This is a genomic window from Oceanobacillus polygoni, from assembly GCF_008304605.1.
Classification (GTDB): domain Bacteria; phylum Bacillota; class Bacilli; order Bacillales; family Amphibacillaceae; genus Oceanobacillus; species Oceanobacillus polygoni.
Window position 1 is genome coordinate 18,242 of sequence record NZ_PIJY01000016.1, and the last position, 25,432, is coordinate 43,673.

Annotated in this window: 22 protein-coding genes; 17 read left to right on the plus strand and 5 right to left on the minus strand. The window is 38.9% G+C overall.

The genetic code is table 11. From position 1 onward, the window contains the following. Window positions 1–36: 36 nt before the first annotated feature. The 13 genes from F1560_RS05595 to F1560_RS05655 all read left to right on the plus strand — a co-directional run bounded on the left by F1560_RS05595 (window position 37) and on the right by F1560_RS05655 (window position 15,891). Window positions 37–1,497 carry a CoA-acylating methylmalonate-semialdehyde dehydrogenase gene (locus tag F1560_RS05595; RefSeq protein WP_149473655.1) on the plus strand — a complete coding sequence of 487 codons (1,461 nt, stop codon included), beginning with the start codon at window positions 37–39 and terminating at the stop codon, window positions 1,495–1,497. A 428-nt stretch (window positions 1,498–1,925) separates the two neighbouring features. Beyond that, complete coding sequence (locus F1560_RS05600; protein ID WP_149473656.1) at window positions 1,926–3,299, plus strand: NAD(P)-dependent oxidoreductase; 1,374 nt, start codon at window positions 1,926–1,928, stop codon at window positions 3,297–3,299. A gap of 27 nt (window positions 3,300–3,326) precedes the next feature. After that, window positions 3,327–4,595 carry an NAD-dependent dihydropyrimidine dehydrogenase subunit PreA gene (preA, locus tag F1560_RS05605; RefSeq protein WP_149473657.1) on the plus strand — a complete coding sequence of 423 codons (1,269 nt, stop codon included), beginning with the start codon at window positions 3,327–3,329 and terminating at the stop codon, window positions 4,593–4,595. A 40-nt stretch (window positions 4,596–4,635) separates the two neighbouring features. Continuing rightward, a complete protein-coding gene (gene hydA, locus F1560_RS05610) occupies window positions 4,636–6,054 on the plus strand; it encodes a dihydropyrimidinase (RefSeq protein ID WP_149473658.1) in 1,419 nt (472 codons plus the stop codon). A 169-nt stretch (window positions 6,055–6,223) separates the two neighbouring features. Then, a complete protein-coding gene (locus F1560_RS05615; RefSeq protein WP_149473659.1) occupies window positions 6,224–6,442 on the plus strand; it encodes a hypothetical protein in 219 nt (72 codons plus the stop codon). 17 nt (window positions 6,443–6,459) lie between these two features. Next, complete coding sequence (locus tag F1560_RS05620; protein WP_149473660.1) at window positions 6,460–7,695, plus strand: Zn-dependent hydrolase; 1,236 nt, start codon at window positions 6,460–6,462, stop codon at window positions 7,693–7,695. 412 nt (window positions 7,696–8,107) lie between these two features. Next, the gene (locus F1560_RS05625; protein ID WP_149473661.1) at window positions 8,108–9,667 is read left to right on the plus strand and encodes an ABC transporter substrate-binding protein; all 1,560 of its coding nucleotides are present in this window, start codon (window positions 8,108–8,110) and stop codon (window positions 9,665–9,667) included. A 64-nt stretch (window positions 9,668–9,731) separates the two neighbouring features. Beyond that, window positions 9,732–10,646, plus strand: coding sequence for an ABC transporter permease (locus tag F1560_RS05630; RefSeq protein ID WP_223116400.1), 915 nt, complete (start codon window positions 9,732–9,734; stop codon window positions 10,644–10,646). 61 nt (window positions 10,647–10,707) lie between these two features. Next, on the plus strand, window positions 10,708–11,574 hold the full coding sequence (locus F1560_RS05635) for an ABC transporter permease (RefSeq protein ID WP_149473724.1): 867 nt from the start codon (window positions 10,708–10,710) through the stop codon (window positions 11,572–11,574). Window positions 11,575–11,792: 218 nt separating this feature from the next. Next, window positions 11,793–12,758 (plus strand): ABC transporter ATP-binding protein, encoded by a 966-nt coding sequence (locus F1560_RS05640; protein WP_149473662.1) that lies wholly within the window; start codon window positions 11,793–11,795, stop codon window positions 12,756–12,758. 13 nt (window positions 12,759–12,771) lie between these two features. Next, the gene (locus tag F1560_RS05645; RefSeq protein WP_149473663.1) at window positions 12,772–13,818 is read left to right on the plus strand and encodes an ABC transporter ATP-binding protein; all 1,047 of its coding nucleotides are present in this window, start codon (window positions 12,772–12,774) and stop codon (window positions 13,816–13,818) included. Beyond that, window positions 13,793–14,926 carry a M20 family metallopeptidase gene (locus F1560_RS05650; protein ID WP_149473664.1) on the plus strand — a complete coding sequence of 378 codons (1,134 nt, stop codon included), beginning with the start codon at window positions 13,793–13,795 and terminating at the stop codon, window positions 14,924–14,926. The genes F1560_RS05645 and F1560_RS05650 overlap by 26 nt, the downstream gene beginning before the upstream one ends. 89 nt (window positions 14,927–15,015) lie before the next feature. Next, the gene (locus F1560_RS05655) at window positions 15,016–15,891 is read left to right on the plus strand and encodes a Fe-Mn family superoxide dismutase (protein ID WP_149473665.1); all 876 of its coding nucleotides are present in this window, start codon (window positions 15,016–15,018) and stop codon (window positions 15,889–15,891) included. A gap of 114 nt (window positions 15,892–16,005) precedes the next feature. On the opposite strand, the gene F1560_RS05660 is transcribed toward F1560_RS05655, so the two are convergent. The 3 genes from F1560_RS05660 to F1560_RS05670 form a co-directional block, all read right to left on the minus strand. Beyond that, window positions 16,006–17,442 carry a dipeptidase gene (locus tag F1560_RS05660; RefSeq protein ID WP_149473666.1) on the minus strand — a complete coding sequence of 479 codons (1,437 nt, stop codon included), beginning with the start codon at window positions 17,440–17,442 and terminating at the stop codon, window positions 16,006–16,008. Between the two features lie 801 nt (window positions 17,443–18,243). Beyond that, window positions 18,244–18,501 (minus strand): DUF3006 domain-containing protein, encoded by a 258-nt coding sequence (locus F1560_RS05665; protein WP_187773641.1) that lies wholly within the window; start codon window positions 18,499–18,501, stop codon window positions 18,244–18,246. Between the two features lie 15 nt (window positions 18,502–18,516). Then, window positions 18,517–19,731, minus strand: a complete 1,215-nt coding sequence (locus F1560_RS05670) for an MBL fold metallo-hydrolase (protein ID WP_149473668.1) — start codon at window positions 19,729–19,731, stop codon at window positions 18,517–18,519. 175 nt (window positions 19,732–19,906) lie between these two features. Between F1560_RS05670 and F1560_RS05675 the strand changes: the two genes are divergently transcribed. Beyond that, complete coding sequence (locus F1560_RS05675; RefSeq protein ID WP_149473669.1) at window positions 19,907–20,197, plus strand: DUF3006 domain-containing protein; 291 nt, start codon at window positions 19,907–19,909, stop codon at window positions 20,195–20,197. Between the two features lie 39 nt (window positions 20,198–20,236). Here the strand turns inward: F1560_RS05675 and coaW are convergent, their stop codons facing one another. Continuing rightward, window positions 20,237–21,037: a type II pantothenate kinase gene (gene coaW, locus F1560_RS05680; protein ID WP_149473670.1), complete on the minus strand. Its 801-nt coding sequence runs from the start codon at window positions 21,035–21,037 to the stop codon at window positions 20,237–20,239. A 154-nt stretch (window positions 21,038–21,191) separates the two neighbouring features. Further along, entirely contained in the window at window positions 21,192–21,884 is a 693-nt protein-coding gene (locus F1560_RS05685; protein WP_149473671.1) for a FadR/GntR family transcriptional regulator, read from the minus strand. A 239-nt stretch (window positions 21,885–22,123) separates the two neighbouring features. Here F1560_RS05685 and F1560_RS05690 point away from each other — a divergent pair, with 239 nt between their 5' ends. The 3 genes from F1560_RS05690 to F1560_RS05700 are packed head-to-tail and all read left to right on the plus strand — an operon-like array spanning window position 22,124 to window position 25,402. Next, entirely contained in the window at window positions 22,124–23,194 is a 1,071-nt protein-coding gene (locus F1560_RS05690) for a tartrate dehydrogenase (protein WP_149473672.1), read from the plus strand. A 4-nt stretch (window positions 23,195–23,198) separates the two neighbouring features. Further along, window positions 23,199–23,945 (plus strand): SDR family NAD(P)-dependent oxidoreductase, encoded by a 747-nt coding sequence (locus F1560_RS05695; protein ID WP_149473673.1) that lies wholly within the window; start codon window positions 23,199–23,201, stop codon window positions 23,943–23,945. Between the two features lie 14 nt (window positions 23,946–23,959). Beyond that, window positions 23,960–25,402 carry an aldehyde dehydrogenase family protein gene (locus F1560_RS05700; protein ID WP_149473674.1) on the plus strand — a complete coding sequence of 481 codons (1,443 nt, stop codon included), beginning with the start codon at window positions 23,960–23,962 and terminating at the stop codon, window positions 25,400–25,402. Window positions 25,403–25,432 lie beyond the last annotated feature (30 nt).

A 25,432-nucleotide genomic window follows, 5' to 3' on the forward strand; every position in this document is an offset into this window, starting at 1 on the left:
TATTTCAATAATAAAACCGTGCTAGGAGGATTTCAATTGACACAAACAGCAGTAAAAGAAGTAAAAAACTATGTAGGTGGGAAATGGATCGAAGCGAACACAGATAAAACAGAAGCCGTGTACAACCCAGCCACAGGTGAGGTCATTGCAAACGTACCTGTATCAACACTTGAGGATGTTGATCATGCCGTACAGGTAGCCGCAGAGGCATTCCAATCTTGGAAGGAAGTAGCGGTACCAAGACGTGCTCGCATTCTATTTAAATATCAGCAGTTACTAGTAGACAATTGGGAAGAATTAGCGAAAATTATTACGATTGAAAATGGAAAAAGTTACGCAGAAGCTTATGGAGAGGTGCAACGTGGAATTGAAAATGTAGAGTTTGCTGCAGGCGCTCCGTCCTTAATGATGGGAGAACAGCTTCCGTCGATTGCAACAGAACTAGAGTCTGGTGTGTACCGTTACCCAATCGGTGTTATTGGTGGGATTACGCCATTTAACTTTCCGATGATGGTACCTTGCTGGATGTTCCCGATGGCAATCGCCACTGGAAATACATTTGTTTTAAAGCCGTCTGAACGCACCCCGCTTTTGGCCAATCGTTTAGCGGAGTTACTAGAAGAAGCAGGGTTACCAGATGGTGTGTTTAATATTGTGCATGGGGCACATGACGTCGTTAATGGTTTATTAGATCATAAAAAAGTCGCAGCAATCTCTTTTGTTGGATCACAACCAGTGGCAGAATATGTATACAAACGTGGAACGGATAACTTAAAGCGTGTGCAAGCTTTAGCTGGTGCGAAAAACCATTCGATCGTTCTAGCAGATGCTAATTTGGATAATGCAACAACCCAAATCATGAATGCAGCATTTGGTTCTGCAGGTGAACGTTGTATGGCAGCATCAGTTGTTGCGGTAGAGGATTCTGTTGCGGATGAATTTATTTCTCTGTTAACGCAAAAGGCCAATGAAATTGAAATTGGCAATGGGTTAGATGATGGAATTTTCCTAGGACCTGTTATTCGCGAGCAACATAAAGAGCGAACACTGAGCTATATTGAAACTGGAGAACAAGAGGGAGCAAAGCTCGTTCGTGATGGTCGAAATGATGAAGCAGTACAGCAAAAAGGTTATTTCGTTGGACCGACGATTTTTGATAACGTTACATCAGAAATGAAAATCTGGCAAGATGAGATCTTTGCACCAGTATTATCAATCGCACGGGTGAAGAACTTAGATGATGCAATTGATTTATCCAATCAGTCCCGTTTTGCGAATGGCGCTTGTATTTTTACGAAGGATGGCGGAAGTGTTCGCAGGTTCCGAGAAACAATTGATGCAGGGATGCTTGGTGTCAATATCGGAGTGCCTGCGCCAATGGCATTCTTCCCATTCTCTGGATGGAAAGATTCTTTTTACGGCGACCTTCATGCGAATGGAAAAGATGGATTGCATTTTTATACGAGGAAGAAGGTTATTACGACGAAGTGGGTTTAATATATCTGTAACAATAACGGAGCTTACCAGAATTACTAATGGTAAGCTCCGTTAAGATTAAGGAGGGATAAAAAGCCACTATTGAAAGCACATGGAAATATATTTAGCAAAATAACTTATATTGTTACATTAAAATATAAATAGCGATTTTACCATTTGTCGAATGATGAAAATAATAAATTTATTATATTAAATGCACGAAAAATACCTACTAGTAGATTCACGTCTTACTCAATAAATTTTTGGTATCACACTTTCCTCGATTTTCTATTTACACCACTAAATAAATTATTCCAGCCAAAAAAGTAAATAATCCTTAATAAGAAGATTGCTATAGTTAAAATGGTGATTTGCTAATAGGTTACCGCATAAGTATATAGTAATCTTCTATTTCATTTTTAAAAAGAGTTTTAAAGGGAGGTTTATCTTTGAGAGATTTATTAAAAAATCTTATATCTGGTGAGGCACTTGCAGCAAACTTTGAGGAATCTAAACCAAGTTTTAACTCCGAGCAAGCACTGGATGAAGCGAATCGGTGTTTATACTGTTATGATGCACCTTGTATCACTGCATGCCCGACAGGGATTGATATTCCGGGATTCATTAAAAAGATTGTTTCTGGGAACTTGAAGGGGTCTGCAACAACGATTATGGATTCAAATCCAGTCGGAGCTAGTTGTGCACGAGTTTGTCCAACAGAAGAACTCTGTGAAGGTGCCTGTGTACTAAATTACTCTACCAAACCCATTCCAATTGGGGATTTGCAACGATTTGCTACAGATTGGGCAATTAAGAATGAAGAAGTATTATTTAAAGCAGGCAAAAAGAACGGGAAAACGGTTGCTATTGTCGGCAGTGGACCTGCTGGCTTATCAACGGCACGTGAACTGGCTCGATTAGGCTATGAAGTAACTATATTTGAAGCTAAAAGTGAAGCTGGTGGGTTGGATACATTTGGAATTGTTCCTTTCCGTCTACCGAAAGATATTTCACTTTGGGAAGTGGAACAAGTGGAAAATTTAGGAGTGGAAATTCGAACGAATACCGAAATCGGTGAGGATATTTTTGCGGATGATCTTGTAGAACAATATGATGCGGTAGTACTAGCTATTGGAATGTCCAAAGTTCCAATGCTTGGAATTGAAGGCGAGGAACTAGAAGGAATATACGACGCTATTGACTTGGTAGAAAGAACGAAAAATGGTGATTATGCAGAGGAGTTTATTGGAAAACGTGTTGTTATTATCGGTGCAGGGAATACCGCGGTTGATGGTGCGACAACGTCTGTTAGACTTGGTGCTGACAATGTGAAAATTCTTTATCGTAGAACAGAAGCAGAAATGACCGCTTATGATTTTGAATATGAGTTTGCCAAACAAGATGGTGTGGAATTTAGATGGCTGACCAACCCAAAACGACTTATCAGTGATGAAAATGGTCATGTAAAACAAATGGAATGTGTGAAGATGGAGTTACATGAGGTTGGTGGGGACGGACGCCCTCGACCAGTGGAAAAAGAAGGCTCCGAATTCTTGATGGATGTAGATATAGTTGTCAAAGCCATTGGTCAAACAAGACATATGAAAATGATTGAGGATTTTGGTTTGAAGCATAATGGTGGGGTTGTAAAAGTCGATCCAGAAACTTTTATAACATCTAATCCAAAAGTGTATGCTGCAGGAGACATGATTTTTGGCAAAGGGCTTGGAGAAGCCATGGTCGTAACTGCTGCTCAACAAGGAAAAGATACGGCATTAGCAATTCACGAACGCTTTAAAGAATCTGTAACAGATTATGCATAATAGATTTAATTAATTAGGAGGATGTAAATGGCTGATATAAGTATTAATTTTGCTGGAATCAAATCACCTAATCCGTACTGGCTGGCATCTGCACCCCCGACGAATACCGGATATCAAGTACAGCGTGCCTTTGAAGCAGGATGGGGAGGGGCCGTATGGAAGACATTAGGAGAGCCAGTATTAAATGTTACCTCTCGATTTGGCGCCTCTCATTTTAACGGACAGCGAGTTGCTGGTTTTAACAATATAGAGTTAATCTCAGATCGACCATTAGATGTTAATTTGAAAGAAATCTATGAAACGAAGAAGCTTTTTCCTGACCGAGTCATTATCGCTTCCTTGATGGTAGAGCCTAAGCGTGAAAAATGGCATGAGATTGTAAAAAGAGTTCAGGACGTCGGAGTTGATGGGTTTGAGCTGAATCTTGGCTGTCCACATGGCATGTCTGAAAGAGGAATGGGTTCAGCTATTGGTCAGCATCCAGATTTAGTAGAAATGACGACGATGTATGCCAAGGAAGCTGCTGAGGTACCGGTCATCACTAAACTAACCCCAAACATTACAGATATAACAGCAACAGCAAAGGCTGCTGCTCGAGGTGGGGCAGACGCCATCAGTTTAATTAACACGATTAATAGTTTAATAGGTGTAGATTTAGATACATGGAACACGCTTCCAAATGTGAACGGAAAAGGGGCACATGGTGGATATTGCGGACCAGCAGTGAAACCAATTGCATTAAATATGGTTGGAGAATGCGCAAGAAATCCAGAAGTGAATATCCCAATATCAGGGATTGGTGGAATTTCTACGTGGCAAGATACCGTGGAATTTATGCTGATGGGTGCGGGTGGTGTACAAATATGTACAGCAGCAATGCATCACGGATTCCGGATTATTGATGACTTAACAGAGGGCTTGGAAAATTATCTGGATGAAAAAGGGATTGATTCCCTAAGTGACATAATAGGAAAATCTGTTGACAAGTATACGGACTGGAGTAACCTGGATTTAAATCATAAAGTGGTTGCCCGTATTAATAATGATGTTTGCATTAATTGTAATAAATGTCATATTGCCTGTGAAGATACATCCCATCAATGTATTGATATGCTTACAGATGAAAATGGAAATGATATTCTGAGAGTAAGAGAAGATGACTGTGTTGGCTGTAACCTATGCTCCATCGTCTGTCCGGTGGATGGCGCGATTGACATGATTGATTTAATTCCAACTGAAGCCCCGATGTCCTGGAATGACCGTCAGGCAGCAATTCAAATGCTGGAAAGACGCTAATTACTGGCTGCAGATTTTTTATTTGAGGGAGGAATCATAGATGAAAAAAATTATAAAAAATGGAACGATTGTCACAGCAACAGACACTTATCAAGCGGATGTGTTAATTGAAGATGAAAAAGTGAAAGCGATTGGACAGGACTTAAGTGATGTCTATGCAGAAGTTATTGATGCAACAGGACTTTACGTTTTTCCTGGGGGCATTGACCCGCATACTCATATGGAAATGCCATTTGGCGGAACTGTAACAAAGGATAATTTTGAAAGCGGAACCATTGCAGCTGCACACGGTGGAACAACGACGATTATTGACTTCTGTTTAACGGAAAAAGGAAAAACGCTGAAAAGTGCACTGGAAAAATGGCATGCCAAATCAGAAGGCAGAGCAGTGATTGACTATGGGTTCCATTTGCAAATCGTAGAAGCAAATGAAAATATTTTACAGGAAATACCCTCTATTATTGAAGAAGAAGGAGTTACTTCCTTTAAAGTATTTATGGCTTACAAAAATGTTTTACAAGCAGATGATGAAACACTTTTCCAAACCCTGATTACTGCAAGAGACCATGGTGGATTAGTTATGGTACATGCAGAAAATGGGGATGTTATTGAACACTTGACACAAGAAGCGTTAAAAGCAGGCAATACCGATCCAATCTATCACGCCTTAACTCGTCCACCAGAACTGGAAGGTGAAGCAACAGGCCGTGCTGCGAAATTAACGGCATTAGCTAATTCTCAATTATATGTAGTTCATGTCACTTGTAAAGAAGCAGTAGAACAAATTGCCGAAGCTAGAAGCAAAGGATTCTCTGTTTACGGAGAAACTTGTCCACAATATTTAGTACTTGATCAAACCTATTTGGAAAAACCTAATTTCGAAGGTGCAAAATACGTATGGTCTCCACCATTACGCGATAAATCAAATCATGAAGTATTGTGGAATGCCTTGAAAAGTGGCGAGTTGCAAACAATCGGTTCCGACCATTGTTCCTTCGACTTTGATGGACAAAAGGATTTGGGAAAAGGTGACTTCACAAAGATTCCAAATGGTGGGCCATTTGTCGAAGATCGTTTTAGCGTTCTGTTCTCAGAAGGTGTGAAAAAAGGACGCATTACAATTAATCAATTTGTTGACATGGTTTCGACGCAGACTGCCAAACTGTTTGGTTTATTCCCGCAAAAAGGAACGATTGCGCCTGGGACAGATGCTGACATCGTCTTATTTGATCCAAATATGGAACGTACGATTTCCGTTAATACACATCATTCGGCCGTTGATTATAGCGCTTTAGAAGGAATGAGGATAATTGGTCAGCCTGTAACAGTTCTATCTCGTGGAGAATTTGTCATCAAGGACAAGGAATTAGTTGCCAAACCAGGGACAGGAAAGTTTTTAAAACGAGCTAAATTTAATTCTGTGCAAACGAATGAAGAAGAAAAAGTTAAAAGCGTGTAATTGAACTTATGAAATTCCCCGTAGCTGCTTGATGAATAAAAAAAATTAAGCAGCTATTCGGTTTTATTTTAAATGAAGAAGAGGTCGATTGTATTCGGTAAAGGGATATGATTAGAAAAAGCTAAATTAGCAGGCAAATAATAGAATGATTAGATTAGGGGGTATCACATTGTCAAGTTATCAAGCGTTTTTACAAGAAAAACAGCTAATTGATGAGTTTGTTAAAAATGGTTATAAAATCACTGCGATTACAGGGAGCCTGGACGGTGATAAGGTGGAGTTCCAAAAAGAGGGCTTAATGAAAATGAAGTCCATTCTGCTTTTGAACGCTGACAGTAGAAAGTATGTAACGACACTACTAATTAAACGACAACTTCAAAAACAATAAACGCAGGAGGAGTTCCAGTGGAGAAACAAAAAGTATTAATTAATGGAGAAAGATTAAAACAAACCGTGGAAGAATTTGCAGACTTTGGAAGAACAAAAAATAACGGTGTCACTCGTTTAGCATTATCCGAAATCGATATAAAAGTAAGGGATCATTTTAAATCAGTCTGTGAAGAGTTAGGGATGACGGTGAAATGGGATGATATGGGTAATATGTATGCAACGCTAGAAGGAGTGGAAAATGACAAGCCACCAGTTGTTATCGGATCGCATTTAGACTCCGTAGAAAAAGGTGGGAGATTTGACGGTGTACTAGGTGTTTTAACTGGCCTTGAGGTAGTAAGAATATTGGTCGAAAATAATATCAAGCCACAGATTCCGGTCGTGGTAGCCAATATCACCAATGAAGAAGGTGCTAGATTTGAACCTTCGCTGATGGCTTCAGGGGTCTTATCAGGAAGGTTCGATAAAGATGAGATGTTGAGATCGACCGATAAAAATGGCATAACATTTGCTGAATCTTTACATGCAAGTGGTTATAAAGGAAGCAAAGAAAACCGTTTGACAGATGCAAAGGCTTTTTTGGAGTTGCATATTGAACAAGGGCCTGTTTTAGAAAGTGAATCCATCGATATCGGAATAGTAGAATGTGTGGTAGGCATGTGCTGCTATGAAATTGAAGTAGTTGGAGATTCTGACCATGCGGGAACTACTCCAATGCAAATGAGAAAAGATGCCTTATTTACTACCAATTCCTTAATCAATGAAATACGAGAGAAAATGAGCAAATTGGACAGTGATCTTGTTTATACCATTGGTCGGCTGAATGTAAGTCCGAATATCCATACAGTGATTCCGAATAAAGTTGTTTTTACACTTGAGGCACGCCATAAAGAAGCGACTACGATTTGGCAGGTGGAGGAAATTATTCAGAGGTTAACACAATCGGAAGGTAAAGAGAAATGTAAAGTAACGGCTAGGAAACTCTGGGAGCGTGACACAGTATGGTTTAATGATAAACTTGTAAACGCTTTAGAAGATTCTTGTAAATCTCTAGACTATTCATATAAACGCATGCCGAGTGGTGCTGGACATGATGCACAATTTATTGCGACGTATCTACCTGCTGCTATGATCTTTGTGCCAAGTGTGAATGGAAAAAGTCATGCCGAAGATGAACTGACTACTTGGAAAGATTGCGAACAAGGGGTAAATGTCGTTTTACAGACAGTTTTGGATTTATCCAGCATTTAAAGCAATATATAAGCAGGCGATTTCTATGTTTGCTAGATATAAAACCTAAAATAGATAGGTTTCCTGTCACTTGACCGATAGTAATTTGGAAAAACTTCCTTAAATAAAGAATTAAAAAGATGAGTAGAATGATTATTTCTTACTCATCTTTTTAATGGACAAAAACATTGATTTAGATCCCAAAGTTTCGAACATAGCCCTATAGAAAAATAATCATCAATTTTTATCCAACAACATATAATCAATTGAATATAATCGAAGTCTTAATCTATCCTCTCGCTAGCCAACTCTCACAGTGCAACCATCGTATAAATCCACTAGTTCTCTCAATCACTTTACAACTTAATGAAAAAATAATGGGTTTACTGATTTTCAATAGAAATAGAACTTTTTATCCAAAGGGGGCAATAAAATGAAGAGAAAACAGCTTTGGTTTATCTGTATGCTGTTTGTTGCAATCGGGCTTTTAGTTGGTTGTACAGGTGAGAATAAAGACGAAACTGGTGAAACGGAAGAGGTTAACGAAGATAATCGTACACTAACGATTGCACTTGGAACAGACATGGTATCGTTCGATGTGCATAATCACAATAATACCTCAACAGAAGCGATTCATATTAATATGTTTAACTACTTGGTTAAACGTAATAACGACACAGGAGAAATGGAGCCGGATTTAGCGGAAAGCTATGAAAATATCGATGACCTAACATGGGAATTTAAATTGAAGGATGGAGTGACGTTTCATAATGGGGACGCCTTAACTTCAGCAGATGTTAAGTATTCCCTAGAACGTGCAGCAACTGATACGACACTTCTGGATCATGCAAACTACAGACAAATTAAGGAAGTTGAAATTATCGATGATACTACGTTTCGTATTCATACACATGAACCGGATCCTGCCCTCTTAAATCGTATTTCACGAATTGGCTCAAGTATTTTACCTGCAAATTATATTGAAGAAAATGGTTTTGATCACTTTCTTGCAAATCCTATAGGGACTGGGCCATTCGAGTTTGTCGAATGGGTTCGGGATGATCGCATTGTGCTGACAGCTTTTGAGGATTATTTTAACGGCAAAAATGAAGAATGGGATGAAATTGTATATCGGATTATTCCAGAGAATTCAACGAGGGTTTCGGAATTGCTAACAGCTGGGGTGGATATGGCTGTCAATATTCCGCCGAGTGATTGGGTGCGGGTAAATGAAAATGAAGGGACCTATTTGGCACAAGGAATTTCTAACCGAACGTTAATGATTTTCTTAAGGTCGACGGAAGGGTATCCAACAGAAGACAAAAGAGTGCGAGAAGCGTTGGATTTAGCGATTGATAATCAGGCAATTGTAGACAATATTTTAGGCGGTGCTGGTACACCATCGATAACACGTGTTGGACCGGGAGATGTTGGCCATGCAGCAAATTTATATGATACGTACAATTATGATCCGGAAAGAGCAAAGGAATTATTAGCTGAAGCCGGGTTTAAAGATGGTTTTGAAATGACACTTCATTCGCCAAGAGGACGTTACCTGCAGGATGCAGAAATTGCAGAGATGGTAGCTGGAATGTTAGCTGCAATTGGGGTAACCATGCATATCGAGTTTATGGAGTGGAGTAATTATCTTGAGCTGCGAAACGCGGGAGAGAACAAAGATGCCTATTTATTAGGGCTTGGTAACTCGATGTTTGATGCCGCTAATGCCTTGGATTATTACCGATATGACCGTTTTATTGGACAGCTTGATTATCAAAATGATGAAGTAGAGGAATTGTTAGTCGCTGCTGAGCAAAATATGGATGTCGAAGAAAGAAATGAACAATATATAAAAATTCAAAAACTGCTTGCTGAAGATGTTGCCCATCTAGTCCTGCATCAGGAGTCAATAAATATAGGGGTGGTTGATCGGATTGATTATACACCAACAATGGATGAGATGATTTATATTGAATCGATCACTAGAAAATAACTGTTGGAAGAGTGGGGAGGCCTCCATTCTTCCATGAAAGGCAATTCGGAGGTGACGATAGCCGGTGAATTATATCGTTAGAAGAATGCTGCAAATTATTCCAGTCCTACTTATCATTTCATTTATTGTTTTTACACTCGTTTTCATTGCTGGTGACCCTGTTGCGCTTATGCTTCCAGACGATGCTACATTGGAAGAGATTGAACAGTTACGAGAATCGATCGGACTAAATGAACCATTTTATGTACAGTATGGCAGCTATGTTTTTCGTGTGGTTCAGGGAGATTTTGGGGAATCCTTTCGCTATGGACAAGATGCATTGTCTGTCGTTTGGGAGCGCCTGCCAGCTACGTTTGAGTTAGCGATTGCCGCAATTATTATTGCGATTATGGTCGCTATACCATTTGGAATCTGGTCAGCGACGAAGCAAAATTCAAGTATCGATTTAATCGCTACTGGTGCTGCAGTTGTTGGAAAAGCGATGCCGAATTTCTGGCTCGGTATTATGCTGATTTTATTCTTCTCCGTAACCTTAGGTGTATTACCGGTTTCGGGGAGAGGGAGTTTTGCTCATCTTATCCTTCCTGCTATCACATTAGGAACAGGGATTGCTGCTGAAATGACAAGGTTGATCCGTTCCAGCATGCTTGAAATATTAAATCAGGATTATATACGCACTGCAAAAAGCAAAGGAATTAAGTCGGTGCAAGTAATTTATAAACATGCCTTTCGTAATGCACTTATTCCTTTTGTAACGATAACAGCATTACAAACATCAACACTGATTGGCGGTGCCTTAATCACCGAAACAGTATTCGCATGGCCGGGAATTGGGCAATTACTCATACAGGCTGTTAATACGCGTGACATGGCAATTGTTCAAGCATGTGTCATGATTATAGCCGCAATCGTCATACTAATGAACCTATTAGCCGACATCATTTACCGTATTCTAGACCCCCGAATTAAATTGGATTAGGAGGTGTGAATGATTGGGGGAACAATCGAAAACAATAATAGATGCGGATTCTCAAGCATATATGAGAAAGCGAAATGGAACGTTTAAAAGATGGAGTAAGCTATTACTCAGAAGTAAGACAGGAACAGTAGGACTGCTCATTGTTCTCTTTATTGTTTTCGTAGCTGTTTTTGCACCACTACTTGCACCATATAATCCAAATGCTATTAATCCAAGTAGCTTGCATGTGCCACCTTCATGGATGGAAGGGGGAAGCACAGCGCATTTGCTAGGAACGGATAATCTTGGGAGAGATATTTTAAGCAGAATTATTTATGGTTCTCAAGTATCGTTGCTTGTCGGCATTGCGGCAGTTCTCTTGTCTGGCATAATTGGTGTTAGTATCGGGTTAATTTCCGGGTTTTACGGTGGGTTCTTAGATAATATTTTAATGCGCTTTGTAGATTCATTTCTTGCCATACCAACAATTCTATTTTCACTCGTCTTTTTAGCCGTTTTTGGTCCGAGTATTATGACGCTAATTGTTGTGCTTGGCTTAACAAATTGGACATCATATGCACGGCTGGTGCGAGGTGAGGTTTTATCGATAAAAGAAAGAGATTTTGTAAGAGCGGCCAGGTCCATTGGTGTAAAAAATAATAAAATTATCACGAGACATCTGATGCCCAATGTTATCTCCACGTTTATTGTAATTTCAACATTGAGTGTAGCGTCAACGATTATCCTAGAATCTTCTTTAAGCTTTCTTGGTTTAGGCATACAACCCCCGACTGTATCATGGGGAACGGTTTTAAGTGATGGAAGGGACTACTTAGCTACAAGCTGGTGGCTAGCAACTTTTCCGGGTATTGCAATAACTATAACGGTCCTCGGTATTATCTTTTTAGGTGATTGGCTCCGTGATGTTCTAGACCCACGTACAAAATAGATACTGGTAAGAGGTTGTTCAAAAAAGTCCGGTGAAAATGACGCATCAGGAGTAGAAGACCTTCGACTAATTACCGACACGTCCTGTGTCGAACGTCGAAGTCACCACATCCTGTGGAAGCTCGTTGGCTTGCTTTTCCGCTGCTCAAAGCTACGCGGCCTCGAACTGCTCGGTCTTTTCATCTTCCTTTTGAACACGCATGTTAAGGAGGAATAATGATGGGGGAATCGTTCATTCAACTTAAAAATCTTAAAACCTATTTTCATACAGAAGAAGGGACTGTGCCTGCGGTTGATGATGTATCCTTATCGATAAAAAAAGGGGAAACACTGGCGATTGTAGGGGAATCAGGATCCGGTAAAAGTGTAACCTCGCTATCGTTGATGCGTTTAATTGAGCCGCCAGGTCGTATCGAATCAGGAGAAATTCTCTTTGAAGGTCATAATCTAGTAGACTATTCAAAGAAAAAAATGCGAGCAGTTCGTGGCAATAAAATAGCAATGATCTTCCAAGAGCCGCTAACCTCTTTAAATCCAGTGTTTACGGTGGGGAATCAAATTTCAGAATCTATTATCGAACATCAAAATAAAAGTAAGAAAGAAGCGAAACAGTTAGTAATTGAGATGTTAACAAAAGTTGGCATCCCAAGGCCTGAAAAGGTGTTCCATTCCTATCCACATGCCTTAAGTGGTGGGATGAGACAACGGGTGATGATTGCGATGGCACTCTCCTGTAATCCCGAATTATTAATTGCAGATGAACCAACGACAGCACTTGACGTCACGATTCAGGCACAGATTTTAACTTTAATGAAAGAATTAATTCGTGAGTTTGAAACGTCAATTTTGCTCATAACCCATGATTTAGGTGTCGTTGCAGAGATGGCAGATCGAGTCATTGTCATGTACGGTGGTCAAATCGTTGAGGAGACGGATGTCTATACATTATTTAAGCATCCGAAACATCCATATACGAAGGGACTACTCGCTAGTACACCAAAAGTGCATGAATTAAAAGAAGAACTTATATCGATCTCTGGCACTGTACCAAATCCACTTGATTACCCAATTGGCTGCCGATTCGCCGACCGTTGTGAATCAGTTATGGAAACGTGTAGAACTGTTCATCCAGAATTAAAAGAGATTAAACCAGGACATACGGTTCGATGTTGGTTACATGAATGAAAGGGGGGTAGTGATGCGTGAAGACCATTTACTTGAGGTGAAAGGATTAACGAAGTTTTTTGAAATCAAAAGTGGCTTTTTAAAGAGGAATAAAAATGATTTAAAAGCAGTACATGATGTTAGCTTTTTTATTGATGCTGGGGAAACACTTGGGATTGTTGGAGAATCTGGATGTGGTAAATCTACGACAGGGAATATGATTGTTCAGTTGTTAGAACCAACTGCAGGAGAAATTTACTTTGAAGGCGAAGATATTACAAAATTAAAAGGGGAAGCATTACGCAAGAAGCGATCTGATATTCAAATTATTTTCCAAGACCCTTATTCCTCCCTTAACCCACGAATGCGTGTATTTGATTTAATAGCAGAACCAATTCGCACCCACGAGTCATTATCTAAAAAAGAGCTAGAAGAACGAGTGCTGGATTTAATGGAAGTTGTTGGATTAAATCCATCTTATGCAAAGCGTTTTCCTCATGAATTCAGCGGAGGACAGCGGCAACGTATCGGAATTGCCCGAGCAATCGCGTTAAACCCAAAGCTAATTGTATGCGACGAACCTGTATCTGCGCTTGATGTATCGATTCAATCACAAATTTTAAATCTACTTGTAAAGCTTCAAAAGGAGTTTCAGATTACGTATCTTTTTATCGCACATGGTCTTCCTGTTGTGAAACATATTAGTGATCGCATTGCTGTCATGTATTTAGGTAAAATTGTTGAGTTAACAACAAAGGAAGATCTGTTTTTAAAGCCTAAGCACCCGTACACCGAAGGACTTTTATCCGCTATTCCAGTACCAGACCCCACACAGCGGGATTTGAAAGAACATAGAGTATTAATAAAAGGAGATATTCCAAACCCAGTTCATCCACCTTCAGGTTGTGTTTTTCATCCACGCTGTCCATATGCTACAGAGCTATGCACACAGGAAGAACCATTATTTGAAGAAAAAGAAGCCGGGCATTTTGTAGCCTGTCACTATCCTTTAAGTGAGGGGAAAGGGACTATCTACTCGAGGGAAGGTAACCATGATGGAGAAGTACATTTTGAATCATAAAAAGGAAATGCTTGGGTTAATTGAGCAATTAGTTAACATAGATAGTGGATCGAATTATAAAAAAGGCATTGATGCAGTAGCAGAAATACTGCTAAAACCATTTAAAGAAATGGGCTTTAAGATTACGATGCAAAAGAACAAACAGTATGGAAATAACATTGTCATTCAATATGATGAACATATATCAACAGATATTTTACTAGTAGCTCATATGGATACTGTTTTTCCTGTGGGAACGGTACGTGACCGCCCATTCGAAATTAAGGGCAATCGCGCTTATGGACCAGGAATTATTGATATGAAATCAAGTCTAATAACACTACTATATGCAGTAAAAGCGCTATACCATCACAATAACGATGCGTATAAAAACATAACGATTATCTTAAATGGTGATGAAGAAATCGGTTCACCAACATCCAGAAAGCTGATTGAGGAAATTTCTACTACTAAAAAATATGCATTGATTATGGAACCAGCACGAAAAGATGGCTCCATTGTCTCGGCAAGGCGCGGTGGTGGAAAATATATTTTATCTGTGAAAGGAAAAGCAGCACATTCCGGTGTCTCCCCCGAAGAAGGGAAAAGTGCGATTGAAGAACTTGCTCATAAAATCATTAAGCTGCAGCAGCTGAATAATGCACAAAAAGGAATATCGATCAATGTCGGTGTGATTGAAGGGGGAGATGCGGTTAACGTTGTACCATCTGAAGCAAAGGGTATGGTGGATGTTCGAATTACGAGTCGTGATCAAGCAAAGTATGTAAGAAAAAGAATTGAAGAGATTTGCTCTAAACCTGATATTAAAGGTACGCATATTACATTAAAGGGAGGAATTAACCGGCTTCCCCTTGAATTAAACCAAGCAAACAAGAAACTTTTACATGTGATTCAAGATGTTGCAGATGCGATAGGAATTGAATTAAAAGCCGTTCATACTGGAGGTGGCTCTGACGCTTCATTCCCTGCTAATTTAGGAGTAGCAACCGTTGATGGATTAGGTCCCGTTGGTGGTGGTCTTCATAATGAGGATGAATATTTAGAAATAGATTCATTGACAGAAAGATGCTTCTTGTTGGCAGAGACGATATCAAAGCTTTCGGAATAAGTAAGAAGCTAACAACATAAATTTTGTTGGAGGAACGTATAGGCAATTGACACATACGATGGTATCAGCATGGCATCTAGGAGGGACTTATGAATTCATACTTATTAGAAGTGCAGAAATGGTATCAGGAAAACAAAGGACAACTCGAATATGATTTACAGTATTTTGAAGGACGGACAAAGGAAGCGTTTGCTAGCATATTAGCTCAATTTGAAAACGTGTTTACAGATAAAGATCGAGAACCTATTGGGGAACAGGATATCTCGAAATTAGTTGAACAAGTTTATGCGTTGTATGAGCAAAACAAAGCGTTTGTGCGTGCAGAGGGAAGGCAGCCATTTGTGCCAATAGGTGGACATCGTCTGCCGCCACTGCCATATCCCTATGACGCATTAGAACCATATATCGCGAAGGAAATTATGTATTTACACCATGATAAACATCATCAAAGTTATGTGGATGGACTAAATAAAGCTGAAATGAAAATGGAAGAAGCGAGACAAACAGGTGATTTTGACCTGATTAAACATTGGGAGCGAGAGGCTGCTTTTCATGGTGCTGGCCATTATTTGCATACGATATTTTGGGAGATTATGGCACCTGATGCGGGAGGAGAACCGGAAGGAGAATTACTTCAAGCAATCGAGCGTGACTTTGGCAGTTTTGAACAGTTTAAGGAGCATTTTACTCAAGCAGCTGATCAAGTGGAAGGTGGAGGCTGGGCGATGCTTGTTTGGGCGCCACGTTCAGGAAGAATGGAAATATTACAAGCCGAAAAGCACCAAAACCTCTCCCAACAAGATATGATTCCTTTGTTAGTCCTTGATGTATGGGAGCATGCTTATTATTTGCAGTATTTAAATGAGAAAAAAGATTATGTTGAAGCGTGGTGGAACCTCGTCAATTGGCCAGCAGTTGCAGACCGATATAATAAAGCAAAAACGATTCGCTGGAAACTTGCCTAGTAGGGGTTACACTAGTAGTAATCAACTTGTAGTAAAATATTCTACAAAAAATATAAAAAATATCAACAGGATTACGATTGATCTCTGTTGATATTTTATTTTGCCTTTATTAATTTATGCTTCCTCGTCCAAGTAGAAAATCCGCGTAGTTCGTTCGACTTTTCCATCCTTGTCGGTAGCTTCAAATGTTACCACATGAAATTGCTCGACTAATGAATCTGTTAGTTTAAATGATAACGTAGAAGAGCTTTCATCAACATCGGCTTCATAAGCAATGCCATCGACAATCACTCGGAAGTCTAACGTTTTAATTGCATCTGCTGGTGCATCAATAGTTGCTTTTATAGTTGGCGTTGTCTCCTCAATTATTTCTCCCATTTTATATTCCGGATTAATTTCGATATTTAACCCTTTTGCATATGGATTGATAGTTGCAGCCTTTTCAACTTCAAGTAATAATCGAAGTGTATTTTTTCCAAGGATTTTTTCAATATCCTCATCAGAGTATCCTCTATTTTGTAATTCATCTGTAAGTTTATAAAGCTCGGTAGCACTTTGTAGGTCTGAAGGCATATCCGAACCGTCAAAGTCAGATCCAATTGCAACATGATCAATACCAATTAGATCAACAGCATAATCAATATGATCAGCGATATCGGTAACATAGGCAGATGGATTATCCGTTAAAAATACCGGATAAAAGACAATTCCAACGACACCACCATTTTCAGCTAGGGCTATTAGTTGCTCATCTGTTAGGTTGCGCTGATGGTTTTTTAACGCTTTTACACCAGAATGTGTTGCCATAATAGGTGCATCGGTAATTTCTAATACATCCCAAAACGTGTTTTCTGACATATGAGAGACATCAATAACCATGCCTAACTTATTCATTTCTTTTGCAACCTGTGCACCAAGCTGCGTTAATCCACCGTTTGAAGGAGTTCTTGCTGGATCTCCATATATTTGATTCGCACCTTCACCGAGCGCATTGGAATAGTTCCAATTAAAACCAATCGCTTTAATACCAAGGTCGTGATATTGATGGAGCAATTCAATTGCGTTGTGCTCTTCTAAAGAATAAGCACCCTCAATTGTAGGGACGGCTGCAATTTTACCTGCTTGTACAGTATTCCAAATATCAAATGTTGTCTTGGCAATTTGAAAATGGTCCTGATTATTTTCCTCCATCCAATAAAGTGCATGAATTAATGCAAGTGTACGACTAATACTGCGTGGGTTATTATCATAATATCCCTCTGTAAATGCTGCGAAAAAACCTACATTTATTCCACCTTCCTCAAGCTTTGGTATATCAGCATGGAGGGAAGTGTTTTCCCCGATATCGATATCTGGGAGCCATGTGTTCTCATGAAGTACGTTCATCATCGTATCGATATGACTATCAACGATTATTGCTTCATTATGTATACGGTCCGCATTTTCGATGGATTCGTGCTTCAATTGGATAGGAAAATGATCAAGGGTACCCAATGTAGTAGGGAAAGTTAAGAACAACGTAATGAGTAGCCAAAATAAAGAAACAGGCATTGCTGTAACTCCTTTCATGGATTGGAACAGACACTATATTTTCTAACTAGATCAAAATTCAACTTGTAGCTTAAAATAAATCTATCCAATAAAGTAGTAGGTAGCGTGGTATAAGAGTAGATAGAATTAACTTCATTGTACAGAAAATCTAGAAGGCTGTCACTTATCGAAAATGGTCTTTTTTTACTAGTTATTCGTTTTGCGAAACCTTTTATAAATGTAGGTTTTCGTGTTAATAGACACATAATATTTATTTTGGATAGAAATTAAAAGTTCTAAGTGTCTAAAAATTTGGTTAAATTTAGTTTTTATTGTTGAATTTGCATTACCTATTTCCTATAATGGATGTTGGGTGGGAAATATGTAAAAATTTAAATTTTTGATGTTATATAAAAGATTAATAGAGAGGAAAGAGGCGAAGTAATAGAGACTGTAAAGAGTTTCTACCTAGAGGGGATTTTTTAAGAGAATCGTAGAAGGTTTTATTATCACATTTATCGATTAGAGATTTATGATACCTACGTTGATGTTGGGATAGGGAGTATATTTGCATTTCAGCCAGATCAGGGTGTCCAGTCAACAAAGGAAATTGCAGAACAAGAGGGAGTTATCATTGATGAGATCATGATTTGGGGCAAAGAATTTAATGTAAGCTTGCAACGTATCATTAATGGTAAAGCTTGATTTCGAAGCTATACTTAGTGGGGTAATTTACTAAATTACCCTAGGAAGCTAATTAAAAGGTTAGCTCTATCCTCTAAATTAATGATAAAGCTAACCTTTTTCCAACAAATAGTATCTCTATTTTTTAAATTTGCTACCCCTGCTTTTCGCTCTAAGTTTTGCCATTAAATCAGACGATTGTTGTGAAGCAACCTTTGTGTTAGAAACGTCAATACACTTTATTTTGTATGTAGTACGATTTTTTTCAAGAGCAAATACGGTATCGATTTTACTTCCCTCTGGAAGTGCACTTCTGTTTACAATATACTCCTCTTTCGTTTCTTCAATCAGAATTACTGCTTTTTCACCTTCAAATCGATCTAGTATCCCTTTCAAATGAATACCTCCTTGTTAATGCATGCAAGCTATACCTTGATCCTTAATATCTGCAATTCTAGCTGGCCCTATTCCAGGAATACGCGTTAAGTCATCTAACCTACTAAATGGTCTTAAATCTATTAATTCAGCAGCTCGCTCTGGGCCAATATGGATGATTGCTTGAACTTCAGAAACCGTAGCGGTGTTCATATTAATACAAGAATTATCACCTGTCGTTTCTTCAGTTTCAGCATTCGCGCCTGTATCATGCTCCGAACTATTTGATGTATTGGAATCTGCTGTCGCTGTATCTTTCTTGTTTGTTTCAATATGAAAGTTATCTCCATCAGATGTGACTACAATTGTTCCATCTTTATCCGTTCCGTACAGTTTAATGCCAGCATCTTCAATATGTGAGACGACTTCTTGACTAGGGTGTCCATAGCTATTATTTATACCCGCACTATAGATTGCAACTTCTGGATCAACTGCATGAATAAAAGCAGGGTCACTTGATGTGTTTGAGCCGTGGTGACCGAGGTGAAGAATATCCGCCCCTATGTCGACTCCACTGTTTAGGATGTTTCGTTCGTCGCTTTTTCCAGCATCACCTGTAAATAAAAATTTTGTGCTACCATATGTGAGCAGTAAGGAAATGGATTCTTCATTTGATTTTCCAGTGATTGTATCCGGATAAAGAACCTTAATTTTAAGAGGACCGATATCATATTCCTCACCAGTTCTCGGCTCATGATAATCTGCATCGCTGTTAATAACGGCTTCTACACCACGCCTGAAGGTTTGCGATGAGCTTTCATTTCCAGACATCCAAACCTCACCAACCTCAAAACGTTGAACGAGATCAGCTAATTGGCCGATGTGATCAGCATCTGGATGACTAATAACAACAAGGTCAATTGCAGAAACTTCCTGTGCCTGGAGGTGATCGATGACCTCATCGCCTTTCCAATCACCTGCATCAAAAAGGATTGTATACGACTTATCCTGATCGGAATATTGGAAAAGCGTAGCATCTGCTTGCCCAACATCGATGTAATGAACTTTTAAATCAGAAAGGGAGGAGGTGTGGCTTATATCTTCATCTTCATTTTCACTCGTAGTGGTTCGCTCATCATTTGTAGTCTGTTCCAGTGATGCTGTCTCTAATTGACTGCTTTCAGTGCTAGTTTGTCCACAAGCAGTTAGAAAGATGATGCAAATCATAGTTAGAAAAAATCTTCTATTCAATTGTAAACCTCCATTACGTAATGTTCACATTAAGCGTACCAAAAAATAGTAGTGAAATCTATGCTTGTTAATAGGACAGGATGAAAAACTACGAAACTCTATTGAGCGGTACAGACAAGTTTAGCAATGGTTTGTTGGTACATGAACAAAATAAAAGAGGTGGTGTATCTTAAAGATGGTAAGTAAACGTAAAAAGAAACGAAGCGTCGTTATCCTAGCTTACGTGTTCGTATGTGGACTCTTTATATGTATAGAAACAAGTAGTCATAATTATATGGAGAAGGTGGGGGAGTTTACTGGAGTAGTCGACCGGTTTGAAAATAATCAAGCTGTTATTTTACTAGAGGACGTAGGCGAAGAAATGATTGTTTCAAAAAACCTTTTCCCATCCGGAATCGAAGCCAACATGTGGCTCCGATTTGAAGTTTACGATGAACCAAAGCAATTGAACTCCATGAATAGATAAGAAATTGTTAGCGTGATGACTGAATCTCTGCGACGATAATCAAGCTAGTAAGGCGCCAATTGCTCCAGTATATGCTCCTTTATCAAGAAAGACCGGCTCATAGGATAGCTTATCTTGAAAACTGCTTAAAACATTTTTTAAAGGAGCATTACCATTTAACGTACTGCCAATAAAAACAATGGTATCTATATTTTTTTGGAATGCAACTTGACTAGTAAGTGATATCGTAATTTCTCCGATTAATTGGATAAGTGCAGCCATATGATCTGCTTTTGTAGCTGTTGTATTGTTATTGGCTTTACCAAAATTAGCTGCAGTAAGATCTCCAAAAATAGGAGGCTTATTTGGTGCATAAATATCCCTCACTAATAAATCGCTGTTTTCATGATTACCTTCTTCTGCTAATGTAATAAGTTCTTGAAATGTGCTCTTTCCTGTAATTAATGAACCAAGCCCCATTAATGTTCCTCCAGCAACACCGCTTCCGGCTAGTCGTTCAAACTTATGCTGTGTGACATGAAAAATGGATGTACCAGTACCGATATTTACAACAAGATAATCCTTTTTCCTTTGTTGCTTTTCTAAGTTTAATAAATAGCGCGTTCCCTCTAGGATGGATTGGAATTCATCTAAAAGACGGATGTTTTGGCTTGGCTGGTTAGAAATTAAATTACGCTTGCCTCCAGTTACATGTAATGTAGCATTGGGAGAAATGAATTGTAACCATTGAAGTAGCTCATTTTTTTCTTGGATGGAATACGTCTTAACGTGAAGATTTTCACGTTCTTCATAGGCTATTTTTATAAGCGTTCCTCCAGCATCAATTCCGATTCTTTCCATCGTATAATCCCTCACTTTGTCCTTTATTGATTTTCTAATAGCATAACGTATTAAGTTGGATTCACCAAAAAGAAAATCCCGACAAAATTCAAGTTAAGTAAAGCGATTTATCTAGAATATTGATAAGAAATGGTAAATAACTAGACTGGATCATTTATCCAATCCATTCTTTATTATACTTGATCATTTCATCTATCTGCTTTTGTGTGAGTGGTTCTTTAGTTGAAAGTAGCTCTAGATGGTATTTATGCGCTTTTAAGGTTTTTTCTACATCAAATGTATGTTTGGCCTGGAGCATTTTTGGTTTATACAATTCATAAATGGTTTTACCGATCTCCATCATATATTCATTTTCTGTAGTTTCAAGTATCGCAAAATGGAACGTTAAATCAATTTCTACTAATTTTTCAGTAGAAATATCGGATACTAGCGTTTCTTTTTGAGTTTCATATACTTGTCTAATCTTCGCAATTTTTTCTTCTGACCAATTTGATTTTATTACATTCATCATCATGACTTCAAAGTGTTGTCTGAACTCAATCAGTTTATCCAAACTTTCATTGAGCAATAAAAGACTGAAAATCAATGGATTAAGCGAAACACTCGTAGGTTGTTTGGTAATAAACATGCCTTCTCCTCGTTTAATTTGAACAATCCCGATTGCCTCCAATGTTTTAATTGCTTCCCTGATTGGTGTTCTGCTTACGCCAAATTGTTCTACTAATTCTTCTTCGGTTGGTAGTTTATCACCAGGCTTTAATAAACCATTTAATAAATGGGTTTTAATTTGTGACACAATCTCTGTTGATCGTTTATTTGCTGAACTTAATTTTTTAAAATGACTCATTCTATTCACTCCAAATTTATATTGTATTTAAACCAAATTCTAACAAAATGGACGAGGTTCCATAGTTAGCTATAGACCAAAAAAACTAGTCGCTCCTCGTACTTGTTTTCCTTTAACTAGCTCAACGTATTCGTTTTTTGAGAGTATAATGAATTTTTTGATTTATCCGTTTACAACACTTGTTTTTTATTATACCATATACATAATACGTATGATGTACTAAGAATGGAGCTGAAAAAATGAAGTATATTAACATCGCCTCAATTCCAGGTGACGGTATCGGTCCAGAAGTTATGAACGAAGGGTATAAAGTATTAAAAGCATTAGAAGAGCTGCATGGGGGTCTTTCATTTGAGCGAAACGAATTTGATTGGAATTGTAAGCGTTATCTAGAAGCTGGTGAGATGATGCCGGAGGATGGCTTAGAGATCCTGAAAGACTATGATGCCATTCTATTTGGGGCGGTAGGCGCACCGGAGGTTCCAGACCATATTTCTGTGTGGGAGCTAATATTGCCCATTCGCAGAGCTTTCCAGCAGTATGTCAATTTACGCCCGATTAAGCTATTAAAAGGGATTGAGAGTCCACTGCGTTACAAGTCGGTAGAAGATATCGATTTTACGGTGATTCGGGAAAATACAGAAGGTGAATATTCGAATAGCGGTGGGAAACTTCATGAGAATACACCTCATGAAACGGTTATCCAAAATAGTGTATTCACAAGGTATGGGACAGAACGGATTGTTAAGTATGCATTTGAGTATGCCAAACAAAAGGGGAAGAACAAGCTTTCCGTTGCGACAAAATCGAATGCGATGAATTATTCGATGCCGTTTTGGGATGATATCGTCCGCGAAATATCGAAAGACTATCCTTCGATCCCGTTCCATTTATATCATATAGATGCCCTGGCTGCTTTTTTCGTCTTAAAGCCAGAAGAATTTGAAGTGGTCGTTGCGAGTAATTTATTTGGAGATATTTTAACGGACTTAGGTGCAGCGGTTGCGGGAGGTATTGGTATTGCCCCATCTGGAAATATCAATCCGGAAGGTACGTATCCATCTATGTTTGAACCAATTCACGGATCCGCACCGGATATTGCGGGCAAAGGAATAGCTAATCCGGTTGCACAAATTTGGAGTATCAGTTTGATGCTGGATCATTTTGGTTATTTCGAATTAGCCGAAGTAGTTTTAAATGCAATTGAAAGCGTGTTAATGAAAGGTGATAACTTAACACCAGATTTAGGTGGAAATGCGTCGACAACTGAGTTGGCTGATCAGATTGTTAATAAAATTCTAGAGGGGTGAGAGAATGAAGCAGCAGGAAAAAGTTTTTATCGTAACCGGTGCCGGGGGAGGTATGGGAAACGAAGTCGTATCTACATTACTTTCTGAAGGAGCAATCGTTGTTGGTATTGATATTTCGCTAGAAGGTATGACACACATAACGCATGAAAACTTCCAAAAGGAAGAAGTAAATCTTTTAGATAGTAACCGAATTAAAGAAGTGTTTAAACAGGTTTTTGAAACATATGGAAAAATAAATGGGCTAGTGAATCTTGCTGGGATAGCCCAACCATCGACTCCAATTCAGGATGTTTCTTTAGATTTTTGGAATAAAATTATTGGTATTAATGCTACTTCTATATTTTTAACATGTAAGGAAGCCGTTTCTTACATGAAAAATCAAGAAGGAGGGGCAATTGTAAATGTTGGCTCTGTTTCTGTTGCAAGACCAAGACCAGGTCTCCAAGCTTATATCGCAACCAAGGGTGCTGTAGAAGCTTTTTCAAAAGCACTTGCAATTGAAGTTGCCCAAGATAAAATTCGTGTTAACGTACTACATCCGGGGCCAGCGGAAACACAAATGCTGGTGCAATTTCCATCCGAGAAGGACCAAGAGAATGGATTAACACTAGACGATTTTAAAATGAGTGTACCATTAGGTGAATTAATTAAACCGACTGATATTGCGGAAGCGATTAACTATCTGTTATCAGATGGAGCAAAGATGGTTACTGGGGCAACACTCCATGTGGATGGTGGAAGAAGTTTGTAGAAAGGGGAAAAGAAATGGAAAAGATAAAAATGCTAATTAATGGAGAATGGGTTGGAGCTGAGGAAGATGAATGGCTTCCAGTATATAATCCATCAACAGGTGAAAAGCTAGCGGAAATTGTGAATGCAACGAAAAAGCAAATTGATAATGCTGTAGAAGTTGCATGTGCAGCTTTTGAAAGTAAGGAGTGGAAGGGATTTAAACCGCATGAGCGTGGACAGTTGTTAATGGAGATGGCAACTTACATTCGTGAACATGCAGATAAGCTAAGTGAATTGGAATGTCTTGATGTTGGAAAACCGATGACACAAGCCAGGAATGATATCGAGGCAGCTGCAAGGTACTTTGAATTCTATGCTGGAGCAGCAGATAAGCTTATGGGGGATAGCATTCCGATTGAGGATGGACTTCTTGATGTAACCGTACTCGAGCCAATGGGAGTAACAGCGCATATTATCCCTTGGAATTACCCGATTCAAATTATGTCCAGAAGTGTAGCTGCTGCAATTGCAACAGGGAATGCTGTTATTGTCAAAAGCGCAGAAGATACGCCATTAACAGCTGATGCCTTGGCAAAAGGTTTCTCTGAAAGTAAGCTGCCAAAAGGAATTTTCCAACATGTGACAGGGCTTGGTGCAAATGCTGGAAGTTATCTGGTTTCCCATGAAGGTGTCGACCAAATTACGTTCACTGGCTCTGTACAAACAGGAATTACTGTCATGAAGTCTGCTGCGGAAAGTGTTACACCAGTAACATTGGAGTTAGGAGGAAAATCTCCGAACATCGTGTTTCAGGATGCGGATTTAGAAAAGGCTGCAGAAGGTGTTAAGAATGCAATCGTCCAAAATGCAGGGCAGACATGTTCAGCTGGCTCAAGATTACTTGTCCATTCATCGATTAAAGAGACATTTGTTAATCAATTGGTAGAAAAATTTGCTGCACTAAAAGTTGGTCGAGGAATAGATGATCCAGATATTGGACCAATTTTAAATAAATGTCAATATGAGAAGGTATTGTCTTACTTAGAATTAGGTAAAAAAGAAGGGAAAATTCTTACTGGGGGAGAGCCGATTACAGTTGAAGGTGCAGGCGGCTATTATATTCAACCAACCATTATTGACGGAGTGTCGCATGATAGCATATTGGCACAGGAGGAAATTTTTGGCCCGGTTCTTACTGTTTTTACCTTTGAAGATATAGAAGAAGCAATTGGGCTTGCTAATCAGACGGAATATGGTTTAGTAACAGGAATCTGGACTTCAAATGTTAATACAGCTCATTATACAGCATCTAGAGTCAAGTCTGGTCAAGTATTTGTAAATAATTATGGTGCAGGTGGCGGGGTTCAAATGCCATTCGGAGGCTATAAGAAAAGCGGAATAGGCAGAGAAAAAGGGTTTGAAGCTTTGAATAATTATGTTCAAATTAAAAATATTGCCGTGAAATATGACATGTAAAGAAGGGATGGTTCTTATGCGAAAGTTGCA